Source organism: Streptomyces sp. NBC_01707 (assembly GCF_041438805.1).
Classification (GTDB): domain Bacteria; phylum Actinomycetota; class Actinomycetes; order Streptomycetales; family Streptomycetaceae; genus Streptomyces.
Map to the genome: position 1 here is coordinate 4,525,513 of NZ_CP109190.1, position 20,594 is coordinate 4,546,106.

The window sequence follows — 20,594 nt, forward strand, 5'->3', positions numbered from 1 at the left end:
GCAAACACGCCGAGCGCGTAGGCCCGCCCCACAGATGCCCCAACGCCCATGTGGGTAGTGCCGCATCACGCAACGTTTGCCCTGCCGTCCTCTATCTCGCGAACGCGTACCCGCCCCGGCACGACCCCGAAAGTAGCGAGCGTGGACACGTAGGCTGCGGACGGTGACCTACGACATCATGTTCTTGCGGGTTCTCCCGGGCCGCACCTTCGACGAGACCCTGGAGGAGATCAACTCCGCCTACGACCCGGATGCCGACCTCAAGCCCATGAACCTGACTGGTGAGCAACGTGCCGATTGGGACAGGCTCATGCAGCGAATATCGCGGGAGGTCGGTCCGGTCACCACCGAGGAGTTCCCCTACAGCCTGACCCTGTGGCGTGACGGGCCTGCTGGCCATGTGCAGCTGGACTACGACGGGGACTCGGCCAACCTCGACATTCCCTACCGCTACCCGGGAAGCGAAGCACTGCCGATCATGGCGGAGGCGTACCGCATCGGGCGGATGGTTGAGGAGGAGTGCGGCCTCGAAGGCTACGACTACGAAGTCGAGCAACCTGTCCGAACCGGCGATATCGACGTAGCGGCAGCCAGGCTCGGTGGCATTGCCCGCTGGGCGCAGGAGACTCTCACCTGACCGGTGAGAGGCTGTGCTCTCGTTTGCACAATCACTGGGACAGCCCACGGCACATCCGTATCTTGGCGCCATGACGGACGAGAAAGCGCTGAGGCTCTACGTGAACCGCTGGGGCGACACATCGGATCCGGCCCCAGGTCGGCCCGGGTCCTACAGGGAAATCTGCTCGTGCTTCGACCAGTCCAAGCCGCATCCGCGCGCCCGAGTCGGATTCCACACCGAACGGCAGAACACCTCCGCCCCGGGCTGGCAGCACCTACTGGAACTGGTCGACGAGGCCGCTACCGACGGACGCGAAGAGTTCCGCCCCCTGATCGAGCTCAGCCCGGAAGAGCGGAGGCAGGTCATCACCCTGCCGCCGAGCATCGCCAGGCTCACAGCGGTCAAGCACCTCGTGCTCTACGGCAGCAACCTGGTCCGAATCCCGCCCGAGGTCGGGGCCATGACCAGCCTCGAGGAGTTCACCCCCTACACCTCCTACCGGCTGCACTGGTTCCCCTACGAGATCACCCGATGCCGGAAGCTGACCCGCAGCACGGTGAGCACGCGCGCATTGTTCGGCAACTACAAGGTGCGACCGCCCTTCCCACGGCTTCAGCCTCCCCTGGGCTCCGTCGCGGACCTTGATATGGGAAACCTGGATCCCCGGCGCTGGGGGGCCACCGCCATGCACAGTTGCAGCGTCTGCGACCGCCCGCTCGAACAGGGCGGACTCCAACAGGTGTGGATCTCACTACGCGTGGCCACCGACGTACTGCCCCTGCTGGTCAGCGCCTGCTCATCGGCGTGTGTGGCCGCGCTGCCCGGCGGCGCTCGTGACTACGTCCCTTCACCCCACAAAGGTGGCCGAGTCGACCAGCCGGCGACTGACTGAGACTGACCAGCCGAACAGCCTCCCTCCCCGCACGCCGCTCCCCGGAGAAGCGAACACGGCCAAGTACCTGAGGCTCGAACGCCTGAGGCCTGTTTCACAATTGGTGAGCCGGGCGACAAAGGGAGCGAAGGGCGCGCCCCCTATCCTCATGCCATGCAGCTGCCTCGGGATCCCAACGTCACCCGTGTCCTGGTGGCAGCGTTTCCGACCCATCTTGCCGGTGACGTGCAGAGCGTCCTGGCGGTCATGCCGGACGCCAGGCTCATGCCACTGCTGCCCTTCGAGGTTGAGGTGCAGGGCGAGACCGTCGCCATCCCCTAGCGGATCTACAACGAGGAGCCAGAGGCCGCCTGGGAGCGGTCACTGACCAGAACCCAGCAGATGATCTTGGGTCTGATGCAGTGTCGGGTGACAGGTGTGGTCACGCGGCCTGGTAGGCAGGTGTGGTCATGACGGTCTCGAATTCGACGGGGGTCAGTCGGCCGAGCGAGGCTTGTCTGCGGCGTCGGTGGTAGGTCTTCTCGATCCAGGTCACGATCGCGATCCGCAGTTCCTGTCGGGTGGCCCACTGTCGGCGGTCGAGGACGTTTTTCTGCAGCAGGCTGAAGAACGACTCCATGGCCGCGTTGTCGCCCGCCGCCCCGACCCTCCCTATCGAGCCGGCCATCTGGTGGCCGGCGAGTGCTCGGACGAACTTCCTTGACCGGAATTGCGATCCGCGATCGCTGTGGAGAATGCACCCGGCGACGTTGTCACGGCGGGCCACGGCGTTGTCCAGGGCCGCGACGGCCAGGCGGGACTTCATCCGATGGTCGATGGAGTAACCCACGATCCTCTTGCTGAACACGTCCTTGATTGCACGGAGATACAACTTCCCTTCGCTGGTGCGATGTTCGGTGATGTCGGTGAGCCACAGCCGGTTCGGACCGTCGGTCGTGAAGTCCCGGCGGACAAGGTCGTCATGCACCGGCGGGCCGGCCTTCTTGGTCCGCCCGCGCTTCTTCCCGAAGACGCTCCACCAGCGGTTGTCCCGGCAGATCCGCCACGCGGTCCGGTCGGCCATGCCCGATCCCACGCTGCGGGCTTCGTCGGCCAGGAAGCGGTAGCCGAACTCGGGGTCCTCGCGGTGAGCGTCGAACAATGCGTTCGCGCGAGCAGCCTGCTCGAACTCAGCATCGGTCACCGGTCGGTCGAGCCAGCGGTAGTAGGGCTGTCTGGCGAGCTTGAGGACCCGGCACGTCACCGTGACGGGCACCCCGTCGCCGGCCAGCTCTTTCACGAGCGGGTAGATCCTTTTCCCGGAAGATTCGCCTGGGACAGGTAGGCCGCGGCCCGGCGCAGGACCTCGTTCTCCTGCTCCAGCAGCTTGATCCGCCGACGTGCTTCGCGGAGTTCCGCGCTTTCCTGGCTGGACGTTCCGGGCTTTGCCCCGTCGTCGATGCCGGCGCGGCGCATCCACTTCCATAGCGTCATCGAGTGGACTCCGAAGTCGGCAGCCACCTGCTCGACCGTGACGCCCGGGCCGCGGTTCCTCGCGACCCGCACGACATCCTGGCGGAACTCTTCCGGGTATGGCTTGGGCACAGCGACATCCTTCCCACCTGCCCTACAGGACAAGCCAGTTCAGATGTCACCCAATCGTGCGTCAGACCCCTCGCTCTCCTCGACGCCGTGCAGGCACAGAGCGCCAGAGGCTGCCATTTGGTGGCGTTCTTCGGGTGCATGTACTACGCGGCTGCGCGGCCGGCCGAAGTGATCGGGCTCTCTACTGGGGACTGCGACCTCCCCCGGCACGGCTGGGGCGTGCTGCGGCTGCATGAGACCCGCCCCCGATCGGGTGCCGCTTGGACCGACAGCGGCACTGCCCACGACCGACGCGGGCTCAAGCATCGCCCCCGGAAAGCGGTGCGCTCCGTACCAATCCCGCCTGACTTGGTCGCCCTGCTGCGCTGGCACATCACCGCCTATGGAGTGGCCCCCGACGGACGGCTCTTCCGTACGCAGCGCGGTGGGCTGATCCAGGACACCGGGTACGGGGAGGTCTGGGCCGAGGCCCGTTCGCGAGTCCTGACGCCTGCCCAACGGAGTACTCCGCTGGCCAAGCGCCCGTATGACCTACGTCATGCAGCAGTCTCGACCTGGCTCAGTTCGGGTGTGGAGCCTCAGGTGGTGGCGCAACGCGCCGGCCACAGCGTGGCCGTTCTCTTCCGCGTCTATGCCAAATGCCTGGAGGGTGCTGCAGCGACGGCGAATGCCCGGATCGAAGCGACGCTGCGGGGCGGAAGGTAGCCCCTAAAGCTGCCCCACACCTGCCCCACACAGGCTGGTCACCACGCGGAATCCAGTGAGACAGAGTGGGATAAAGAACCCATAGAGAACCACTGACGCCAGACAATGAAAAAGGGCCCGCGTGCAGCATTTCTGCTGCTCACGGGCCCTCTCGTTCGTGTGGCGGCGCCAGGGTTCGAACCTGGGTAGGCTGAGCCGGCAGATTTACAGTCTGCTCCCTTTGGCCACTCGGGCACACCGCCTCGAACGACGCATTGGAACTCCGTTTGACTGGGGCTCCTTGGCGACGACGTAAACGATACCTGATGACCGGGGGTGCTCCGCCACCTGATTGATCAGTGCTCGTGGCGGTCGGCGGTGGCTAGGCTTTGCCCTGTACCCACCGCATACGACGCAAGGAGCCACACGTCATGGCCGACTCCAGTTTCGACATCGTCTCGAAGGTCGAGCGGCAGGAGGTCGACAACGCCCTCAACCAGGCCGCCAAGGAGATCTCGCAGCGCTACGACTTCAAGGGCACGGGTGCCTCGATCTCCTGGTCCGGCGAGAAGATCCTGATGGAGGCGAACGGCGAGGAGCGCGTGAAGGCGATCCTCGACATCTTCCAGTCCAAGTTGATCAAGCGGGGCATCTCGCTGAAGTCGCTGGACGCGGGCGAGCCGCAGCTGTCCGGCAAGGAGTACAAGATCTTCGCCACGATCGAGGAAGGCATCTCCCAGGAGAACGCCAAGAAGGTGGCGAAGATCATTCGCGATGAGGGCCCGAAGGGTGTCAAGGCGCAGGTCCAGGGCGATGAGCTGCGGGTCAGCTCGAAGAGCCGGGACGACCTGCAGGCCGTGCAGGCGCTGCTGAAGGGGCAGGACTTCGACTTCGCCGTGCAGTTCGTGAACTACCGGTAGGTCTTTCGGCCGCCCGGCCGGGCGCGGGGGCGGGGCGGGGTGGCATGTGCCGGCCGGCCTCGCACCTCCGGGTGCGACGTCCGAATACCGCCGGTCGTAGGGGGCGGACGGGCGCAGACTTGTCCGTACGGAACGACGAATCGGGCGATTCGGGTGGCTCGGCGATCCGCCGCCTTGTACGGAGTCACTCTGTACGGAGTCGCCCGGTACGGATGAGGAGAGGGACCGGCCATGACCATGTACGCGACCGTCGACAGCCCGCTGGGCGAACTGCTGCTGGTCGGCGAGGAAGCAGCTGACGAGGCGGGTGGTGTGGCGCTCGCGTCGCTCTCCATGCCCGGTCAGAAGGGTGCCGCGGTCGTCCAGGACGGCTGGATCCACGCGCCGGAGGCTTTCGCCGGGATCGCCGCCCAGCTGCGGGCGTACTTCGAGGGCCGGCTGACTCACTTCGACATCGCGTACGTGGAGGGGCAGGGCACCGAGTTCCAGCGCCGGGTCTGGAGTGCGCTGGACGCCGTCCCGTACGGGGAGACGGTGTCCTACGGACAGATTGCCGAGCGGGTCGGCTCGCCCGGAGCGGGCGTGCGGGCCGTGGGGACGGCGATCGGGCGCAATCCTCTGCTGGTCGTGCGCCCGTGCCATCGGGTGATCGGCGCGGACGGGGCACTGCGGGGTTACGCGGGCGGTCTGGAGCGCAAGGAGCGGCTGCTGGGACTGGAAGGTGCCCTGGTGGTGCGCTGAGGGGCCGCGTGCTGCATGGGTGTGCGCTGGGCGGCTGAGTACCGAATGGCGGTGTGCTGAATGGCGGGTCTCTTCCCCAGACCGCGGACCGTTGTGGCGCCGGGGGCGGTGCACGTGCCGGAGTGGCTGTCGGTGGAGCGGCAGCGGGAGCTGGTCGAGGCGTGCCGGGGGTGGGCGCGGGGGCCCGTACCGCTGCGGCACACGGTGTTGCCGGGTGGCGGGGTGATGTCCGTGCAGTCGGTCTGCGTGGGCTGGCACTGGCAGCCGTATCGCTATTCGCGTACCGCGGATGACGTGAACGGTGCCCGGGTGGCCGAATTCCCGGACTGGTTGACGGAGTTGGGGCGGGAGGCGTTGGTCGAGGCCTACGGGGACGAGTACTCGGCCGAGACGTATGCGCCGGATACCGCACTGATCAACTTCTATGACGGTGCGGCAAGGATGGGCATGCACCAGGACAAGGAGGAGCGGTCGGGCGCTCCGGTCGTCTCGCTCAGCATCGGCGATACGTGCGTCTTCCGCTTCGGCAATACGGAGGACCGTGGACGGCCTTACACGGATGTGGAATTGGCTTCCGGTGACCTGTTCGTCTTCGGTGGACCGTCACGCTTCGCCTTTCACGGCGTACCGAAGGTCCGTCCCGGGACGGCTGATCCTGCGACGGGTATGAGCGGTGGCCGGCTCAATGTGACGCTGCGCGAGACCGGGTTGGGCGGACCGGGCGCGGGTGGGCGTCAGTGACGTTCCCGTGAGTTCCCGAAGAGCAGCCGGTAGATGATGAGCAGCACCAGTGAGCCGCCGATGGCGGAGATCCACGTCGTGGTGTCGTAGAAGTCGTTGGATATCGGACGGTCGAGGAAGTGCGACGATATCCAGCCGCCGATGAAGGCACCGATGATCCCGATGAGGGTGGTGCCGACCAGCCCGCCGGGGTCGCGACCCGGGAGCAGGACCTTGGCAATGGCTCCGGCCAGCAGTCCGAGAATGATCCAACCGATGATGCTCATGTTGCCGAACCTACCCTTCGCCTGGTTGTGAAACCCAAGACGTCTCACAGGCCTGCGTGGTTGCCGGTCGAGCAGAAAGAGCGGCAGGTCACAGCGGGCTCAGATGCGGGCGTTGTAGTCCGGCCAGGGTTGCAGTTCGGGTGCGTCGTCGTCGGGGTCCTCCCCGTACCAGCCGGTTCGGTCCAGCAGGGCGACGAGGGACTGCTGTCCGGAGAGGGTGGGTCCGCCGGTGAGCGGCCGCGGCCCGTGTCCCGGGCCGAGGCCGCCGTCGGTGATGCGGCTACGGAGGACGGTGGGCAGTGGCGGCGGGGAGTAACCGGGGACCGCTGTCGCACGGGTGACGTCTTCGGTGGTGGGGACTGCGGGGAGCGGGCGCTTCTCCCCTCGCGGGGCGGTGTGCGCTGTCTTCTCGGCCGCTGTCGACAACTGCTCGGTGTCGTTCATGGGTTCATGGTGGACGACGGCACTGACAGTGGGCCGTTGACGGGCGACGAGGTGGTCCTCGGTGGCTGCGCCGCCTCGCTGTCCGGTCGTCCGACCCGCCTCAGCGTCCGGCGAACGGCTGGTCCGTACGGACGATTTCCTTGCCGAAGGGCATGAGGGAGACCGGGATCAGCTTGAAGTTGGCGATGCCGAGTGGGATGCCGATGATCGTGAGGCAGAGGAGGATGCCGGTGGTGATGTGGCCGAGGGCGAGCCACCAGCCGGCGAGGATCAGCCAGAGGACGTTGCCCACGCAGGAGGGCGCACCGGCGTCGCGGCGGTCGACGACCGTGTAGCCGAAGGGCCAGAGGGCGTAGATGCCGATGCGGAAGGCGGCCAGGCCGAACGGGATTCCGATGATGGTGATGCAGAGGAGGAGTCCGGCGGCTATGTAGGCGAGGAACATCCAGAAGCCGCACAGGACCAGCCATATGACGTTCAGGATTGTCTTCACGGGCGATGACCTGCCATCTGCTCGAGTCGGGCGATGCGCTCTGCCATGGGCGGATGTGTCGAGAACATCTTGGACATCCCCTGGCCGGGGCGGAACGGGTTCGCGATCATCATGTGGCTCGCGGTCTCGATCTTCGGCTCGGGGGGCAGGGGGAGCTGTTTTGTACCTGCGTCCAGTTTGCGCAGGGCGCTGGCGAGGGCCAGGGGGTCACCGGTCAGCCGGGCGCCCGAGGCGTCTGCTTCGTACTCCCGTGAGCGGCTGACGGCGAGCTGGATGACGGAGGCGGCGAGCGGGCCCAGGATCATGATCAGCAGCATGCCGAGGATGCCGGGGCCTTCGTCGTCGTTGGATCGGCCCACGGGGATCAGCCAGGCGAAGTTCACCAGGAACATGACGACCGAGGCAAGTGCTCCGGCGACGGATGAGATCAGGATGTCGCGGTTGTAGACATGGCTGAGCTCGTGTCCGAGGACGCCGCGCAGTTCGCGTTCGTCCAGGATCTGGAGGATGCCATCGGTGCAGCAGACTGCCGCGTTGCGCGGGTTGCGTCCGGTGGCGAATGCGTTGGGTGCCTGGGTCGGGGAGATGTAGAGCCGTGGCATGGGCTGCCGGGCTGCCGTGGAGAGTTCACGGACCATTCGGTACAGCTGTGGTGCTTCGAACTCGCTGACCGGGCGGGCCCGCATGGCCCTGAGCGCGAGCTTGTCGCTGTTCCAGTAGGCGTAGGCGTTGGTCCCTACTGCTACGACGAGCGCGACGACGAGGCCGGTACGTCCGAAGAAGCTGCCGATGACGATGATGAGTGCTGACAGACCCCCGAGGAGTACGGCGGTTCTCAGCCCGTTGTGCCGGCGGTGCACGGTACGCCCTCCAAGTGGTGCAGCAGGGGAACCCTTTGCTGTGGTGCTCCACTCCCCAGTGGAGCCTCCTGTACTGGTCAACGCCAGGCGAGGAGAGCTAGTTCCCTTGTGCGCGCGGCCGGAGGGCGGGCCGTGTCCGGCGGCTTGTCCGGCTGTCGGGGCCGGAGCAGGCGTTGGGCCGTACGGGTGTCGGGGGTCGCTGCGGGGCAGCGCCGGGTGGGTCAGCGCTGGGCGGGGAGCTTGGCGAGCGCGAGGGCCTCGGGGTCGGGCTCGACCTCGCTGGTGCAGTGGGCGCAGCGGGACGCGATGGCGGGGATCTCGGTGTAGCAGCGAGGGCAGTCGCGCAGGGCGGCCTTGATGTCGACCTTCTGGTCCTTGCTGGGCGCGAAGCGGTTCTGGACCTTGGTCATCGGGACGACGACGCAGAAGTAGAGCACCGCGGCGGTGATCAGGAAGGCGATGGCGGCGGCGAGGAACTTTCCGTACGGGAAGATGGCGCCCTCGACGGAGAACTGGGCCGTGCTGAAGTCGCCGACGGAGCCGGTGGCGAGGCCGATCAGGGGGGTGATGAAGGCGGTGCTGAAGCCGGTGACGACTGCGGTGAACGCGGCTCCGACGGCGAGTCCGATCGCCATGGAGATGACGTTTCCACGCAGGATGAAGTCCTTGAACCCGTTCAGCACTGCTCTCGCTCCTCTTCGCTGTGTGCGTGTGTGTCGTACGTCTGTGTCGTACGTCTGTGTCGTTGTGCGGGCATGACCCTGCCCTGTCCGGTCCGCCCGGGGCAAGCCGATCTTGGACGGGGGCGTGCGGTCAGAAGAGGTTGACCGCGGCGAACCGCAGAACGATCTGCGGGGCTCCGGAGAGCACGATGCCGACTGCGGCGGTCAGGGCGATCGCGGCGGCGAGGGAGACGGGTGCCGCTACAGGTGCGCCCAGCGGCTGGACCGCCATCGCCGGGCCGTCGGCCAGGGCCGGGGTGGCCGGCTCGGCCTCCTCCGGGGCGCGGAACAGCGCCGCCGTCCACTGCAGGTAGTAGTAGAGCGCGATCACGACGTTCACGGCCATCACGACGGCGAGCCAGCCGAGTCCCGCGTCCACGGCCGAGGAGAAGACCGTGACCTTGGCGAAGAGGCCGACGATGCCCGGCGGGAGGCCGGCCAGGCAGAGCAGGAAGAAGCCCATCGCGAGGGCGGTGAGGGGGCGGGTTGCGTACAGGCCCCGGTAGTCGGAAAGGCGGTTGTCCGGCTTCGCGCGGGCGACAAGGGCGGCCACGGCGAACGCGCCGAGGTTCACGACGGCGTACATGAGGGCGTACGCGACGGTGGAGCCGATCTGTTCGTCGCTGGAGTAGGCGGCGGAGGCGATCGGCACGAGGAGGTAGCCGGCCTGGGCGATGGACGACCAGGCGAGCAGGCGTACGGCGCTGCGGGCGCGGGTGGCGGTCTGGCGCAGGGCGGCGACGTTGCCGACGGTCATGGTCAGGGCGGCGACGACGGCGAGGGCCGGTCCCCAGACGTCGGCGTACGACGGGAACGCGATCACGGTGACGAGGATCAGCCCGGAGAAGCCGACGGCCTTGCCGACGACCGACAGATAGGCGGCGACCGGCAGCGGGGCGCCGACGTAGGTGTCGGGGACCCAGAAGTGGAACGGTGCGGCTGCCGTCTTGAAGGCGAAGCCGACGAGGGTGAGGGCGACGCCCGCCTTGGCGAGGGTGGCGAACTGGTCGGGGACGTCGTGGAGGCGGGTGGCGAGTTCCGTGAGGTGGAGGGTGCCGGTCGTGGCGTAGACGAAGCTGACGCCGAGGAGCATCACTGCGGTCGCGACGACGGAGGAGAGGAAGAACTTGAGGGCCGCCTCGGAGGAGCGCCGGTCGTCGCGCTTGATGCCGACGAGGGCGAAGGCGGGCAGGGATGCGACTTCGAGGGCGACGACGAGGGTGGCGAGGTCGCGGGCGGCAGGCAGGAGTGCGGCGCCTGCCGCGGAGGACAGGAGCAGGAACCAGAATTCGCCGGCGGGGAGTCTGCGCATGTCGCCGAAGGAGAGCAGCGCGGTGAGCAGGGCGCCGCCGAGGACGAGGACCTGGATGATCAGGGCGAAGTGGTCGGCGGTGTAGCTGCAGGCTCCGGTGCCGGTCCCCGTGGTGAGGCAGAAGGTGGAGCGATTGCCGTCGCGCAGCGGGATGAGGAGGGCCAGGGCGGCGACGAGGGCGGCGATGCTCGCCAGGCCGAGGAGCGGTTTGCGTTCCTCGGGGAGGAAGAGGTCGGCGACCAGGATGATCAGGGCGACCGTCGCGACGACGACGGGGGGCGCGATGGCCAGCCAGTCGACGGACTGGACGAGGCTGGTGGTGCTGTCGGCCGCTGTGATCACGACTTGCCTCCTGCGAGGAGCTTCTGCACGGCCGGGTCGGTGAGGCCGAGGAGGACGGCGGGCCACAGGCCGGCGAGGACGGTGAGGGCGGCGAGCGGGGTCCAGGCGGCGAACTCGTACGTCTGGATGTCTGCGATCCGGTGCGGTTCCTCGCGCTTCTCGCCCATGCAGACGCGGCGTACCACGATGAGCATGTATGCGGCGGTGAGCAGGGTGCCGAACGCGCCGATCGACATGAAGGTGAGGAAGGCCGGGCGGCTGAGGCCCTGGGCCGGGTCGAAGGCGCCGAACAGGGTGAGCATCTCGCCCCAGAATCCGGCGAGCCCGGGCAGGCCGAGCGAGGCGACGGCGGCGAAGGCGAGGAGGCCGCCGAGGCGGGGGGCGCGGCCGTAGAGGGCGGCTCCGGTGGCACCGGAGAGGGTGTCGAGGTCGGCGGTGCCGTACCGGTCCTTGACGGCGCCGACCAGGAAGAACAGCAGGCCGGTGATGAGGCCGTGGGCGATATTGGCGAAGAGCGCGCCGTTGACGCCGGTGGGGGTCATGGTCGCGATGCCGAGGAGTACGAAGCCCATGTGGCCGACGGAGGAGTACGCGATCAGGCGCTTCAGGTCGCCCTTGGAACCGGGGCGGGCCAGCGCCAGGCAGGCGAGCGATCCGTAGATGATGCCGACGACTGCGAACGCGGCGAGGTACGGCGCGAAGGTGTGCATTCCGTCGGGGGTGATGGGCAGCAGGATGCGGACGAATCCGTACGTGCCCATTTTCAGCAGGACGCCTGCGAGGAGCACCGAGCCGACGGTCGGGGCGGCGGTGTGGGCGTCCGGCAGCCAGCTGTGCAGCGGCCACATCGGGGTCTTCACGGCGAGCCCGACGCCGATCGCGAGTACGGCGATGACCTGCACGGACGAGGTGAGCCCACGGCCGTTGTCAGTGGCGAGTGCCACCATGTCGAAGGTGCCGCTCTTCAGCCCGATGAGGAGCAGGCCCAGCAGCATGATCACGGAGCCGAGCAGCGTGTAGAGGATGAATTTCCAGGCGGCGGCCTGCCTCTGTGCGCCGCCCCAGCGGGCGATCAGGAAGTACATCGGGATGAGGACCATCTCGAACGCCAGGAAGAACAGCAGCAGGTCGAGGACGGCGAAGGTCGCGAGGGTGCCGGACTCGAGGACGAGGACGAGTGCGACAAAGGCCTTCGGGGAGGGCCCGTCGGGCATCTTGAAGTAGCTGTAGAGCGCGCAGAGGAAGGTCAGCAGCGCCGTCAGTACGAGAAGGGGGAGCGAGATGCCGTCGATGCCGAGGTGGATACGGACGTCGAGCGCGGGGATCCAGCTGATGTCGGTGGTGGCCTGCATCTTCGACGGGTGGTCGTGGTCGAAGCCTAGGGCCAGCACGATCGCGGCGACGAGGATCGCGCCCGTGACGGTCACGCCGTGGCGGAGCACGGCCTGGTCGGGGTTCTTTCCCCGCAGCCCGGGCGGGGCCGGCAGGAGGGCGGCGACGGCGCCGACGAGCGGGCCCACGACGATGAACGCGAGAAGGAACTGCATCACGGATGCGCTGATATCGATCACGGCTCACGACCCGGCGTTGACGGTGGCAAAGACGACGGCGGCGATCGCCAGGACAAGGGAACCGGCGAGCAGTGCGCTGAGGTAGGTCTGCACATTGCCGGTCTGGGCGCGGCGGACGGCGGTGCCGAGCAGGCGTGCCCCGGTGCCGGAGCCGCGTACGTACGTGTCGACGACCTCGCGGTCCAGGAAGCGGACGAGGCTCGCCGCGGCCTGGACGGGGCGGACGAACAGTTTCGTGTAGAGGGCGTCCAGGTGGAAGCCGGTGGCGGCGTGGCGGTGCAGCGGGCCGAGCAGCAGACGGCCCGGGTCGGCCGGGTCGGGGGCGCCCGGGGTGTCGCCGTAGCCGGCGGTGTGATGGGTCATGGCCTCGGCCTCGACGAGTGCGGGTTCGGCGTCGGGGTGGGCGACGACGGCGCCGACGGGGACGCGGGTGGCGAGGGCCGCGGTGTGGCGCCAGGCGGCGTAGGTGACGAGGCCGCCGACGAGGGCGACGCCTGTGGAGAGGACGGCGGTGGTCACGGTCGGGGTGAGGCTGTGGCCGTCGAACCAGTCGGTGATCACGCCGACGGTCAGTCCGAAGGCGATGGTGGGGACGGCCAGGACCCAGAGGACGGCGGTCATCGCGACGGGCTGCCTGCCGTGGTCGGGGACCTCGGCGCCGCGGCCACGGAAGGCGAGGAGCCAGAGGCGGGTGGCGTACGCGGCAGTGAGGACGGCGGCGAGCAGTCCGGCGACGAGGACGGTCCACCCGGCGGCGGCCGGGGCGACGTGCCGGTCGCCGAGCGCGGTGTGTTCGGCGGCGACGAGGACGGCTTCCTTGGAGAAGAAGCCGGCGAACGGCGGGATGGCGGCGAGCGCGAGGAGGGCGACGGTCATCGTCCAGTAGGCGTCCGGGATGCGCTTGGCCAGTCCGCCCATGCGGGACATGGCGGCCAGTGAGTTGGTCCCGGCGGCGTGGATGACGACGCCCGCCGCGAGGAAGAGGACGGCCTTGAACGCGCCGTGCGAGATGAGGTGGAAGACCGCGGCCCCGCGGTCGCCGACGGCCAGTGCACCGGACATGTAGCCGAGCTGGCCGATCGTCGAGTACGCGAGGACGCGTTTGATGTCGTCCTGGGCGAGTGCTGCGAGGCCTGAGCCGATCATCGTGACCGCCGCCATCACGGCGAGGACGACGAGGGCGGCGCCGGATTCCGCGAAGACGGGGAGGAGCCGGGCCACGAAGTAGATGCCGGCGGCGACCATCGTCGCGGCGTGGATCAGCGCGGAGACGGGGGTCGGGCCCGCCATCGCGTCGGGCAGCCAGGTGTGGAGGGGGAACTGGGCGGACTTGCCGGCGACGCCTGCGAGGAGCAGCAGGGCGATGACGGTGGGGTGGTCCAGGCCGCCGTTGGCGACGGCGCCGAGGATGCCGGTGATCCGGAAGGTGCCGGTGTCGGCGGCGAGCGCGAACAGGCCGATCAGGAAGGGGACGTCGCCGAGCTTGGTGACCAGGAAGGCCTTGAGGGAGGCGGCACGCGCTTCGGGTGTCTCCCAGTAGTGGCCGACGAGGAAGTACGAGCAGATGCCCATGATCTCCCAGCCGACCATCAGCACCATCAGGTCGCCGGAGTAGACGACGAGCAGCATCGCGGCGGTGAACAGGGAGACGAGGGCCGCGTACGAGGGGTAGCGGGGGTCGTCGCGCAGGTAGCCGGTCGAGTAGATCTGCACGCAGGTCGCGACGAGCCCGACCAGGACGGCGACGAGGACCGCGAAGCCGTCGAGGTGGAGGGCGAGGTCGATCGGGACCGAGCCGGTGGGGGTGAGCCGGGTCGCGGCGTCGATGGCCGGGCCGCCACCCTGGCGTGCGGCGACCACGACGGCGAGTACGGCCGCGACGAGGGTGGGGAGGACGGCGAGGGGGCGTACGTAGCCGGGGGCGGTACGGCCGAGGAGCAGGCCGGCCACTGCGCCGAGGAACGGGAGGAGGGGGACGAGGACGGCGAGGGTCGTGGTGGTCACGCGGTGGCCTCTGCCTTCTTTGCCTTCCCTGCCGGAGCAGTGGCCTGGTCTTCGGTGCTGTCGCCGGGGAGGGCTTCGGCGGCGTCGGTTTCGGCGGTGTCGCGGAGGCGGTCGACGTCCGAGCTGCCTCGGTTGCGGTAGACGGCGAGGACGATGGCCAGGCCGATGCCGATCTCCGCCGCCGCGATGGCGATGGTGAAGAGGGTGAGGGCCTGGCCGGAGTGCAGGGCGTCGCGGAGCCAGACGTCGAAGGCGACCAGGTTGAGGTTGACGGCGTTGAGCATCAGCTCGACGGACATCAGGACCAGGATCGCGTTGCGGCGTGCGAGGACTCCGTACAGCCCGGTGCAGAAGAGGAGGGCGGCGAGCACGGCGGGATAGGCGAGGTGCATCAGCTCTGCTCCTTACTGCGCTTGCGGGACAGGACGATCGCGCCGACGAGGGCGGCGAGCAGCAGGACGGAGAGTGCTTCGAAGGGCAGGACCCAGTGCCGGAAGAGGAAGGCTCCGGTCGCCTCGGTGGACCCGTGGGCCGGTCCGTCCAGGTCGATCCAGGTGGTGCGGAAGGCGTCGACGACGACCCAGACGAGGGCCGCCGCGGCGGCGACCGCCACACCGAGGGCCGCCCAGCGGTTGCCGGAGTCGGCGTCCGGGGAGCGGCCGATGGGGGCCTTGGTGAGCATCAGCCCGAAGAGAAGGAGGACGACGACGGAACCGACGTAGATCAGCACCTGCACCCAGGCGATGAACTCGGCGGTGAGCAGGAGGTACTCGACGGCGAGGCCGCCGAGCGCGACGACCAGCCAGAGAGCGGCGTGGACCAACTGCTTGGTCGTGACGGTGATGAGGGCCGCTCCGAGGGTGGCGATGCCGACCAGGACGAAGGCGATCTCGATGCCGGTCGGGGAGAGGAAGCCGGGGTGGGCCGTGGCCGCGGTGGCTGCGAGTGTCACTCCTCTCCCTCTTCCTCTTCGTGGGCCTGCTGGGACGGCTGGGCGGCTTCCTTGACCTGCTCGGCCTCTTGGGCGCGCTGGGCTTCGAGTTTCTCCGCCGTCTTGCGGGCGGCGGCGATCTCCTTCGGGTCCTCCGCGCCCGGGTCGAGCGCGGGCGGTTCGGGAACCGTCCACATCCATTCGCGGAGCTTGTCCCGCTCATGGGTGAGGTCGTGGATGTCCGTCTCCGCGTACTCGAACTCCGGCGACCAGAACAGCGCGTCGAAGGGACAGACCTCGATGCAGATGCCGCAGTACATGCAGAGCGAGAAGTCGATCGCGAAGCGGTCCAGGACGTTGCGGCTGCGCTCGCGTCCGCCCGGGGCGGCTGCGGGCACCGTCTCCTTGTGGGAGTCGATGTAGATGCACCAGTCCGGGCACTCACGGGCGCACAGCATGCAGACCGTGCAGTTCTCCTCGAACAGCCCGATGACACCGCGGGAGCGGGGCGGGAGTTCGGGCTGGACGTCCGGGTACTGCGCGGTGACCGTCTTCTTCGTCATCGTCCGCAGGGTGACGGCCAGGCCCTTGGCCAGGCCTGAGCCGGGGATCGGAGGCATTAGTTGATCGCCACCTTCACGATGCCGGTGAGCGCGATCTGCGCGAGGGCGAGCGGGATGAGTGTGGTCCAGGCGAGCTTCTGCAGCTGGTCCTCGCGGAGGCGGGGGTAGCTCACCCGCAGCCAGATGACGACGAAGGCGAGGACCGCGGTCTTGAGGAGTGTCCAGACCCAGCCGAGTCCGTCGGCGCCGAGCGGGCCGTGCCAGCCGCCGAGGAAGAGGACGGTGGTCAGTCCGCAGAGGACGACGATGCCTGCGTACTCGGCGAGCAGGAACAGTGCGAACCGCAGACCGGTGTACTCGGTGTACGCCCCGAAGATGATCTCCGAGTCGGCGACCGGCATGTCGAACGGCGGTCGCTGCAGTTCGGCGAGTCCGGCCACGAAGAAGACCAGGCCGCCGACGATCTGCCAGGGCAGCCACCACCACTCGAAGGCATTTACGATGCCGGGGAGGGAGACGGTGCCGGCCGCCATCGCGACGGACGCCGCGGCGAGCAGCATCGGCAGTTCGTACGCGAGGAGCTGGGCGGCGGTGCGCAGGCCGCCGAGGAGGGAGAACTTGTTCGCCGATGCCCAGCCGGCCATCAGCGAGCCGAGCACGCCCACGCCCATGACGGCGAGCACGAAGAAGATGCCCGCGTCGACCACCTGGCCGACCGCGCCCTCACTCGGGCCGATCGGGATGGCGACGAGCACCAGGAGGTACGGGAGGAGGGCGACGGCCGGCGCGAGCTGGAAGATACGCCGGTCGGCCTCGGCCGGGACGATGTCTTCCTTCTGGGCGAACTTCACACCGTCGGCGACGAGCTGGGCCCAGCCGTGGAAGCCACCCGCGTACATGGGGCCGAGGCGGCCCTGCATGTGGGCCATCACCTTGTGCTCGGTCTGGCCCACGACGAGTGGGACGACCATGAACACCCCGAAGACGATGATGAGCCGGAGGGCGACGTCGAGTACGTCGTTCACGCGGTATCGCCTCCGGCGGGGGGGTTGGGGGTCGGCTCGGGTGCGGGGTCAGGGTTCGGGGTGTCGGGCTGCGCCGGGGGCTCCGGCTCGTCCGAGGTGCCGGGCCGCGCCGGAGGCTCGGGCTCGTCCGAGGTGTCGGGCCGTGCCGGAGGCTCGGGCTCGTCCGAGGCGTCCGGGGTGTCGGTGGCGGGGCCGCTGCGCGGGGCCTCTTCCCTGCCCGCCTCTTCCCGGACCGGGGGCTCCGCCCCGGGTCCCTCGCTCCTCGAGCGCCGGAGGGGCTGAGAGGTGCCCGGCTCCTGCGCGGTGCCCGGCTCCTGGGATGTGCCGAGGGGCTGGGAGACACCCGGCTCCTCGGTCCTGCCGACGGTCCGGGAGGAGTCCTCTTCCTGGGTCTCGTCGAAGGCCGGGCGGGCGTTGTGCCAGGGCGCGTCCGTGCTACGGGGGGCCGGTGCGGGTTCCGCAGGCGCCGGTGCGGGTTCCGCAGGCGCCGGTGCCGATTGCGTCGCTGCCGGTTCCGTCGCGGCCGGTTCCGTCGCTCCCCGCTGGGGCGCCGCCGTCTCCCCCAGCTGGCTCGCCGAGCCCTGGGACGCACTGCGGGTGCGGCGCGGGGGCGCGGTCGGGGGTGTCGTCTCCGTGCTCGCGGCGGGCGCCGCCGCCTCCGGCTGCTGGCTCGCCGAGCCGTCGCTCACGCTGCGGGCGCGGCGCACCGGACGCTCGCCCGCGGCCCTGGGGGTGCGGGCCGGGCGGGTCGGGGCGGGTGGGAGCTGGCCCTTGAGGGGGCCCCATTCGTTCGGGTCGGGGACGCCCGGCGGCAGCATCGTGCGCCGCTTCGGGCCGCCGTGTTCGGATTCGCCCGGCTCCTTGGCGCCCGGCCAGGCCTTGGCGACCCGGGCCGCCAGCACGAAGTCCTTGCGCAGCGGGTGCCCCTCGAAGCCTTCCGGCAGCAGCAGCGGCACCAGATGCGGGTGGCCTTCGAAGCCGATGCCGAACATCTCGTGCGTCTCGCGCTCGTGCCAGGCCGCGCCCGAGTAGACGCCGACGGCCGTGGGAAGGACGGCGGCGTCGTGCGGGACGGTCGTACGGATCAGGAGTCGGCGGACCTTGCCGTGCGCCGGGGCGGCGACGTGGGCACAGACACGGAAGCCGGTGCCCGGTTCGTCGACGGCGCTCAGCCAGTCGAAGTAGGTGCAGCCCAGCCGGTCGCGGGCCGTTTCGAGGGCGGCGATCCAGGCGGCGGCCGGGACGTCGACGGTCAGCAGGTCGTAGGCGTGCTCCGCCGTGGCGTCCTCGCCGAAGAGTTCGGTGACGGCGTCCGGCAGGCTGTCGTACGCGTCGGCGGCGGGAGTGCTGGTCACTTACGGTCCTCCCCCGGTGCGGGCGGCGCGGCGACAAGGCCGCTGCGCAGTGCGGCCGTGGAGGGCCGGCTGCCGCCGCCCGTCGCGTACCGCTCACCCAGCGACTCGCGGGCGATCTTCTCCTGCAGCTTGAGAATGCCCTGGAGCAGGGCCTCCGGCCGGGGCGGGCAGCCCGGTACGTAGACGTCGACGGGGATGATCTGGTCGACGCCCTTCGTCACGGAGTACGAGTCCCAGTAGGGGCCGCCGCAGTTCGAGCAGGCGCCGAAGGAGATGACGTACTTGGGCTCCGGCATCTGCTCGTACAGCCGCTTGACGGCCGGAGCCATCTTGTCCGTCACCGTGCCGGAAACGATCATGAGGTCGGCCTGGCGGGGGCCGGGGGCGAACGGGATCACGCCGAGCCGGATGAAGTCGTGCCGGGCCATGGACGCGGCGATGAATTCGATGGCGCAGCAGGCGAGGCCGAAGTTGAAGACCCAGAGGCTGTAGCGGCGCCCCCAGTTGAGGACCACCTTCATCGGCTCCGGTGCGAGCCGGGACAGCACGCCGAGCCGTTTCGGCTCCGGCAGCAGTGTCGTTTCGGGCCGGGGCTGCGGCTCGGGGGTCTGCGGGCTCGTCACGTCCATTCGAGGACGCCCTTCTTCCATGCGTAGAGCAGTCCCACGGCCAGGAAACCGAGGAAGATGAACATTTCCACCAGCGTCGTCGCGCCGTATCCGGGCGCGGCGAATACGGTCGCCCATGGAAACAGGAAGATCGAGTCGACGGCGAAGATCACGTACAAAAAGGCATAGACGTAATAACGGACCTGGGTATGTGCCCATCCTTCACCCACGGGGTCCACGCCGCACTCGTACGTGAGGAGTTTTTCCGGTGTCGGTACCACGGGGCGCAGCAGTCGTCCGGCCCCGAAGGCCACGGCCACGAACAGCACGCCGATCAGTGCGAGCAGTCCGACCACCGAGTAGCTGTCGAAGTAGTCCGACGCGAGAACGGTCGATCCTGGCAGGTCCGCCACGTAGGCCACGTCCGCCCCTCCGCTCCCTCATACCTGTTCGACGATCTGTACGCACGGGAGTCTAGGCCCTGCTAAAGAGACGGTAAGCAGCCGCATCGGGCAAGGGGTGGGGTTATCCCTACTTCACCCCACCCATGAACCCCATGGCGTGCGCAGGTCCGGCCCGGCAGGCTGGGCGTATGACCATGAGCCCCCCGGTGCCCGACGACGACCGGCTGCCGCCCGCCCGCTTCGCCCTCGATCCGTGGACGTGGAAGGAGATCTCCTATCTCCTGTCCAACCTGCCGATGGCGCTCGCCGGGTTTGTTTACACAGTGTTCATGATCGGTGTCGGTGTGGGGCTTTCGGTCACGGTGATCGGTCTGCCGCTGCTGGCCGCCGGGCTGCAGGGGGCGCGGCTGCTCGGCCGGGCGGAGCGGGGCCGGGCCCGGGGGCTGCTCGGGATACGGATCGACGAGCCGAGCTCGGTGGCACTGACCCGTCACGACCAGGGCTTCTTTCCGTGGCTGTGGTCGAGCCTCAAGGATCCGGTGGGCTGGCGCGCGGTGCTGTACTCGTTCATCCGCCTGCCCTGGGGCGTGCTCACGTTCACGGTGACGCTTGTGAGCCTGTTCGTTCTGTGGCCCGTGCTGCCCTTCACCGCGCGTCTGCTCACCAACGCGGACCGGGCGATGGCGCGCGGGCTGCTCTCGCCGTCGGACGAGCTGGAGCGCCGGATCGCCGAGCTGGAGTCGGACCGCGGGGTGGTCGTGGACACGGCCGCCGCGGACCTGCGACGCATCGAGCGCGATCTGCACGACGGCGCCCAGGCCCGCCTCGTCGCCCTGGCGATGGGCCTGGGTCTGGCGAAGGAGAAGCTCACCGAGGACCCCGAGGCGGCCGCCCGCATGGTCGACGAGGCACACGGCGAAGTGAAGGTCGCCCTCCAGGAACTCCGCGACCTCGCCCGCGGCATCCACCCCGCCGTCCTCACCGACCGCGGCCTGGACGCCGCACTCTCCGCCATCGCCTCCCGCTGCACCGTCCCCGTGCGGGTGGGGGTGGACCTGCCGGGGCGTCCGGCGGAGGCGATCGAGGGCATCGCGTACTTCACCGTCTCCGAGCTGCTGCAGAACGTGAGCAAACACAGCGGGGCGCGCTCGGCGTCCGTCGAGGTCTGGCGGTCGGCGGAGCGGCTGCTGATCCGGGTCAGCGACGACGGCCGGGGTGGGGCGCGGATGGACGGCGGTACGGGGATGTCGGGGCTGGCGGAGCGGCTGGGAGCGGTCGACGGGCTGTTCGTCCTGGACTCGCCGGTCGGCGGGCCGACGACGGTCACCGCGGAGCTGCCCTGGCGGGACCGCGACCAGGGGCGGGACCGGGGTCGGGACGGCGCGGGCGCCGCAGAACGCCATTAGCCGCAGCGCCTAAGGGACAGCCCTTGGGCCGGGGGTGGGGAAAACCCCCGGTCGAAGAGGGATACCGGCCTCATGGTGCCTCGTCCCGCAGAACAGCACCCTTGATG

General features: G+C 69.1%; 23 protein-coding genes, 1 tRNA gene and 1 pseudogene. 8 read left to right on the forward strand and 17 right to left on the reverse strand.

Annotated elements, in window-relative coordinates; genetic code table 11:
• The first annotated feature begins 163 nt into the window (after positions 1 to 163).
• From OG963_RS20325 to OG963_RS20335, 3 genes are all read left to right on the forward strand, one after another.
• Complete coding sequence (locus OG963_RS20325) at positions 164 to 637, forward strand: hypothetical protein (protein ID WP_319737226.1); 474 nt, start codon at positions 164 to 166, stop codon at positions 635 to 637.
• 70 nt (positions 638 to 707) lie between these two features.
• The gene (locus OG963_RS20330) at positions 708 to 1,511 is read left to right on the forward strand and encodes a leucine-rich repeat domain-containing protein (protein WP_256328071.1); all 804 of its coding nucleotides are present in this window, start codon (positions 708 to 710) and stop codon (positions 1,509 to 1,511) included.
• A gap of 153 nt (positions 1,512 to 1,664) precedes the next feature.
• Positions 1,665 to 1,832, forward strand: a complete 168-nt coding sequence (locus OG963_RS20335; protein ID WP_256328072.1) for a hypothetical protein — start codon at positions 1,665 to 1,667, stop codon at positions 1,830 to 1,832.
• Between the two features lie 100 nt (positions 1,833 to 1,932).
• Here OG963_RS20335 and OG963_RS20340 read toward each other — a convergent pair.
• Positions 1,933 to 3,095 (reverse strand): IS3 family transposase gene (locus OG963_RS20340; RefSeq protein WP_371799300.1). Its coding sequence is split into 2 segments (ribosomal slippage): positions 1,933 to 2,820 and positions 2,823 to 3,095, totalling 1,161 coding nucleotides; the frame shifts between segments, so codons are not numbered across the junction.
• A 69-nt stretch (positions 3,096 to 3,164) separates the two neighbouring features.
• On the opposite strand from OG963_RS20340, the pseudogene OG963_RS20345 reads away from it, so the two are divergent.
• Positions 3,165 to 3,800: pseudogene (locus OG963_RS20345) on the forward strand (tyrosine-type recombinase/integrase); the annotation flags it as partial.
• A gap of 160 nt (positions 3,801 to 3,960) precedes the next feature.
• Here the strand turns inward: OG963_RS20345 and OG963_RS20350 are convergent.
• A tRNA-Tyr gene (locus OG963_RS20350) sits at positions 3,961 to 4,042 on the reverse strand.
• A 168-nt stretch (positions 4,043 to 4,210) separates the two neighbouring features.
• Between OG963_RS20350 and OG963_RS20355 the strand changes: the two genes are divergently transcribed.
• The 3 genes from OG963_RS20355 (at position 4,211) to OG963_RS20365 (ending at position 6,181) form a co-directional block, all read left to right on the forward strand.
• Entirely contained in the window at positions 4,211 to 4,699 is a 489-nt protein-coding gene (locus OG963_RS20355) for a YajQ family cyclic di-GMP-binding protein (protein ID WP_030926258.1), read from the forward strand.
• Positions 4,700 to 4,930: 231 nt separating this feature from the next.
• Entirely contained in the window at positions 4,931 to 5,440 is a 510-nt protein-coding gene (locus OG963_RS20360) for a methylated-DNA--[protein]-cysteine S-methyltransferase (protein WP_093931144.1), read from the forward strand.
• Positions 5,441 to 5,500: 60 nt separating this feature from the next.
• Positions 5,501 to 6,181: an alpha-ketoglutarate-dependent dioxygenase AlkB gene (locus tag OG963_RS20365; protein WP_093779700.1), complete on the forward strand. Its 681-nt coding sequence runs from the start codon at positions 5,501 to 5,503 to the stop codon at positions 6,179 to 6,181.
• Here the strand turns inward: OG963_RS20365 and OG963_RS20370 are convergent.
• The 15 genes from OG963_RS20370 to OG963_RS20440 all read right to left on the reverse strand — a co-directional run bounded on the left by OG963_RS20370 (position 6,175) and on the right by OG963_RS20440 (position 19,090).
• Entirely contained in the window at positions 6,175 to 6,447 is a 273-nt protein-coding gene (locus tag OG963_RS20370; protein WP_030926262.1) for a GlsB/YeaQ/YmgE family stress response membrane protein, read from the reverse strand. The genes OG963_RS20365 and OG963_RS20370 overlap by 7 nt on opposite strands.
• Before the next feature lie 99 nt (positions 6,448 to 6,546).
• On the reverse strand, positions 6,547 to 6,891 hold the full coding sequence (locus tag OG963_RS20375) for a hypothetical protein (protein ID WP_319740037.1): 345 nt from the start codon (positions 6,889 to 6,891) through the stop codon (positions 6,547 to 6,549).
• Between the two features lie 100 nt (positions 6,892 to 6,991).
• A complete protein-coding gene (locus tag OG963_RS20380; RefSeq protein WP_030926265.1) occupies positions 6,992 to 7,384 on the reverse strand; it encodes a YccF domain-containing protein in 393 nt (130 codons plus the stop codon).
• On the reverse strand, positions 7,381 to 8,244 hold the full coding sequence (htpX, locus tag OG963_RS20385; protein WP_030926267.1) for a zinc metalloprotease HtpX: 864 nt from the start codon (positions 8,242 to 8,244) through the stop codon (positions 7,381 to 7,383). The genes OG963_RS20380 and htpX overlap by 4 nt, the downstream gene beginning before the upstream one ends.
• Positions 8,245 to 8,465: 221 nt before the next feature.
• The gene (locus OG963_RS20390; protein WP_093779696.1) at positions 8,466 to 8,927 is read right to left on the reverse strand and encodes an MscL family protein; all 462 of its coding nucleotides are present in this window, start codon (positions 8,925 to 8,927) and stop codon (positions 8,466 to 8,468) included.
• A 130-nt stretch (positions 8,928 to 9,057) separates the two neighbouring features.
• Positions 9,058 to 10,620 carry an NADH-quinone oxidoreductase subunit N gene (locus OG963_RS20395; protein WP_371799301.1) on the reverse strand — a complete coding sequence of 521 codons (1,563 nt, stop codon included), beginning with the start codon at positions 10,618 to 10,620 and terminating at the stop codon, positions 9,058 to 9,060.
• Positions 10,617 to 12,167 (reverse strand): NuoM family protein, encoded by a 1,551-nt coding sequence (locus tag OG963_RS20400; RefSeq protein WP_093779706.1) that lies wholly within the window; start codon positions 12,165 to 12,167, stop codon positions 10,617 to 10,619. The genes OG963_RS20395 and OG963_RS20400 overlap by 4 nt, the downstream gene beginning before the upstream one ends.
• A gap of 27 nt (positions 12,168 to 12,194) precedes the next feature.
• The gene (locus OG963_RS20405) at positions 12,195 to 14,195 is read right to left on the reverse strand and encodes an NADH-quinone oxidoreductase subunit L (protein ID WP_093779692.1); all 2,001 of its coding nucleotides are present in this window, start codon (positions 14,193 to 14,195) and stop codon (positions 12,195 to 12,197) included.
• Positions 14,192 to 14,587 carry an NADH-quinone oxidoreductase subunit NuoK gene (gene nuoK, locus OG963_RS20410; protein ID WP_030926276.1) on the reverse strand — a complete coding sequence of 132 codons (396 nt, stop codon included), beginning with the start codon at positions 14,585 to 14,587 and terminating at the stop codon, positions 14,192 to 14,194. Before nuoK ends, OG963_RS20405 begins: the two co-directional genes overlap by 4 nt.
• The gene (locus OG963_RS20415) at positions 14,587 to 15,147 is read right to left on the reverse strand and encodes an NADH-quinone oxidoreductase subunit J (RefSeq protein ID WP_030926277.1); all 561 of its coding nucleotides are present in this window, start codon (positions 15,145 to 15,147) and stop codon (positions 14,587 to 14,589) included. The genes nuoK and OG963_RS20415 overlap by 1 nt, the downstream gene beginning before the upstream one ends.
• Positions 15,144 to 15,746 carry an NADH-quinone oxidoreductase subunit I gene (locus OG963_RS20420; RefSeq protein ID WP_371799302.1) on the reverse strand — a complete coding sequence of 201 codons (603 nt, stop codon included), beginning with the start codon at positions 15,744 to 15,746 and terminating at the stop codon, positions 15,144 to 15,146. The genes OG963_RS20415 and OG963_RS20420 overlap by 4 nt, the downstream gene beginning before the upstream one ends.
• Positions 15,746 to 16,714, reverse strand: a complete 969-nt coding sequence (locus tag OG963_RS20425; protein ID WP_030926281.1) for a complex I subunit 1 family protein — start codon at positions 16,712 to 16,714, stop codon at positions 15,746 to 15,748. Before OG963_RS20425 ends, OG963_RS20420 begins: the two co-directional genes overlap by 1 nt.
• On the reverse strand, positions 16,711 to 18,069 hold the full coding sequence (locus OG963_RS20430) for an NADH-quinone oxidoreductase subunit C (protein WP_256223999.1): 1,359 nt from the start codon (positions 18,067 to 18,069) through the stop codon (positions 16,711 to 16,713). Before OG963_RS20430 ends, OG963_RS20425 begins: the two co-directional genes overlap by 4 nt.
• Positions 18,066 to 18,698: an NADH-quinone oxidoreductase subunit B gene (locus OG963_RS20435; protein WP_030926285.1), complete on the reverse strand. Its 633-nt coding sequence runs from the start codon at positions 18,696 to 18,698 to the stop codon at positions 18,066 to 18,068. The genes OG963_RS20430 and OG963_RS20435 overlap by 4 nt, the downstream gene beginning before the upstream one ends.
• Positions 18,689 to 19,090 carry an NADH-quinone oxidoreductase subunit A gene (locus tag OG963_RS20440; RefSeq protein ID WP_030926286.1) on the reverse strand — a complete coding sequence of 134 codons (402 nt, stop codon included), beginning with the start codon at positions 19,088 to 19,090 and terminating at the stop codon, positions 18,689 to 18,691. Before OG963_RS20440 ends, OG963_RS20435 begins: the two co-directional genes overlap by 10 nt.
• Positions 19,091 to 19,269: 179 nt before the next feature.
• Here OG963_RS20440 and OG963_RS20445 point away from each other — a divergent pair, with 179 nt between their 5' ends.
• Positions 19,270 to 20,487: a sensor domain-containing protein gene (locus OG963_RS20445; protein WP_319324313.1), complete on the forward strand. Its 1,218-nt coding sequence runs from the start codon at positions 19,270 to 19,272 to the stop codon at positions 20,485 to 20,487.
• Positions 20,488 to 20,594 lie beyond the last annotated feature (107 nt).

Excerpts from the sequence above, each read along its gene's own strand:
- OG963_RS20370 (WP_030926262.1), bottom strand. The coding sequence starts at position 6,447 with ATGAGCATCATCGGTTGGATCATTCTCGGACTGCTGGCCGGAGCCATT.
- OG963_RS20360 (WP_093931144.1), top strand. The coding sequence starts at position 4,931 with ATGACCATGTACGCGACCGTCGACAGCCCGCTGGGCGAACTGCTGCTG.
- OG963_RS20330 (WP_256328071.1), top strand. The coding sequence starts at position 708 with ATGACGGACGAGAAAGCGCTGAGGCTCTACGTGAACCGCTGGGGCGAC.
- OG963_RS20420 (WP_371799302.1), bottom strand. The coding sequence starts at position 15,746 with ATGCCTCCGATCCCCGGCTCAGGCCTGGCCAAGGGCCTGGCCGTCACC.
- OG963_RS20400 (WP_093779706.1), bottom strand. The coding sequence starts at position 12,167 with ATGCAGTTCCTTCTCGCGTTCATCGTCGTGGGCCCGCTCGTCGGCGCC.
- OG963_RS20435 (WP_030926285.1), bottom strand. The coding sequence starts at position 18,698 with ATGGACGTGACGAGCCCGCAGACCCCCGAGCCGCAGCCCCGGCCCGAA.
- OG963_RS20355 (WP_030926258.1), top strand. The coding sequence starts at position 4,211 with ATGGCCGACTCCAGTTTCGACATCGTCTCGAAGGTCGAGCGGCAGGAG.
- OG963_RS20445 (WP_319324313.1), top strand. The coding sequence starts at position 19,270 with ATGACCATGAGCCCCCCGGTGCCCGACGACGACCGGCTGCCGCCCGCC.
- OG963_RS20335 (WP_256328072.1), top strand. The coding sequence starts at position 1,665 with ATGCAGCTGCCTCGGGATCCCAACGTCACCCGTGTCCTGGTGGCAGCG.
- OG963_RS20375 (WP_319740037.1), bottom strand. The coding sequence starts at position 6,891 with ATGAACGACACCGAGCAGTTGTCGACAGCGGCCGAGAAGACAGCGCAC.
- nuoK (WP_030926276.1), bottom strand. The coding sequence starts at position 14,587 with ATGCACCTCGCCTATCCCGCCGTGCTCGCCGCCCTCCTCTTCTGCACC.
- OG963_RS20365 (WP_093779700.1), top strand. The coding sequence starts at position 5,501 with ATGGCGGGTCTCTTCCCCAGACCGCGGACCGTTGTGGCGCCGGGGGCG.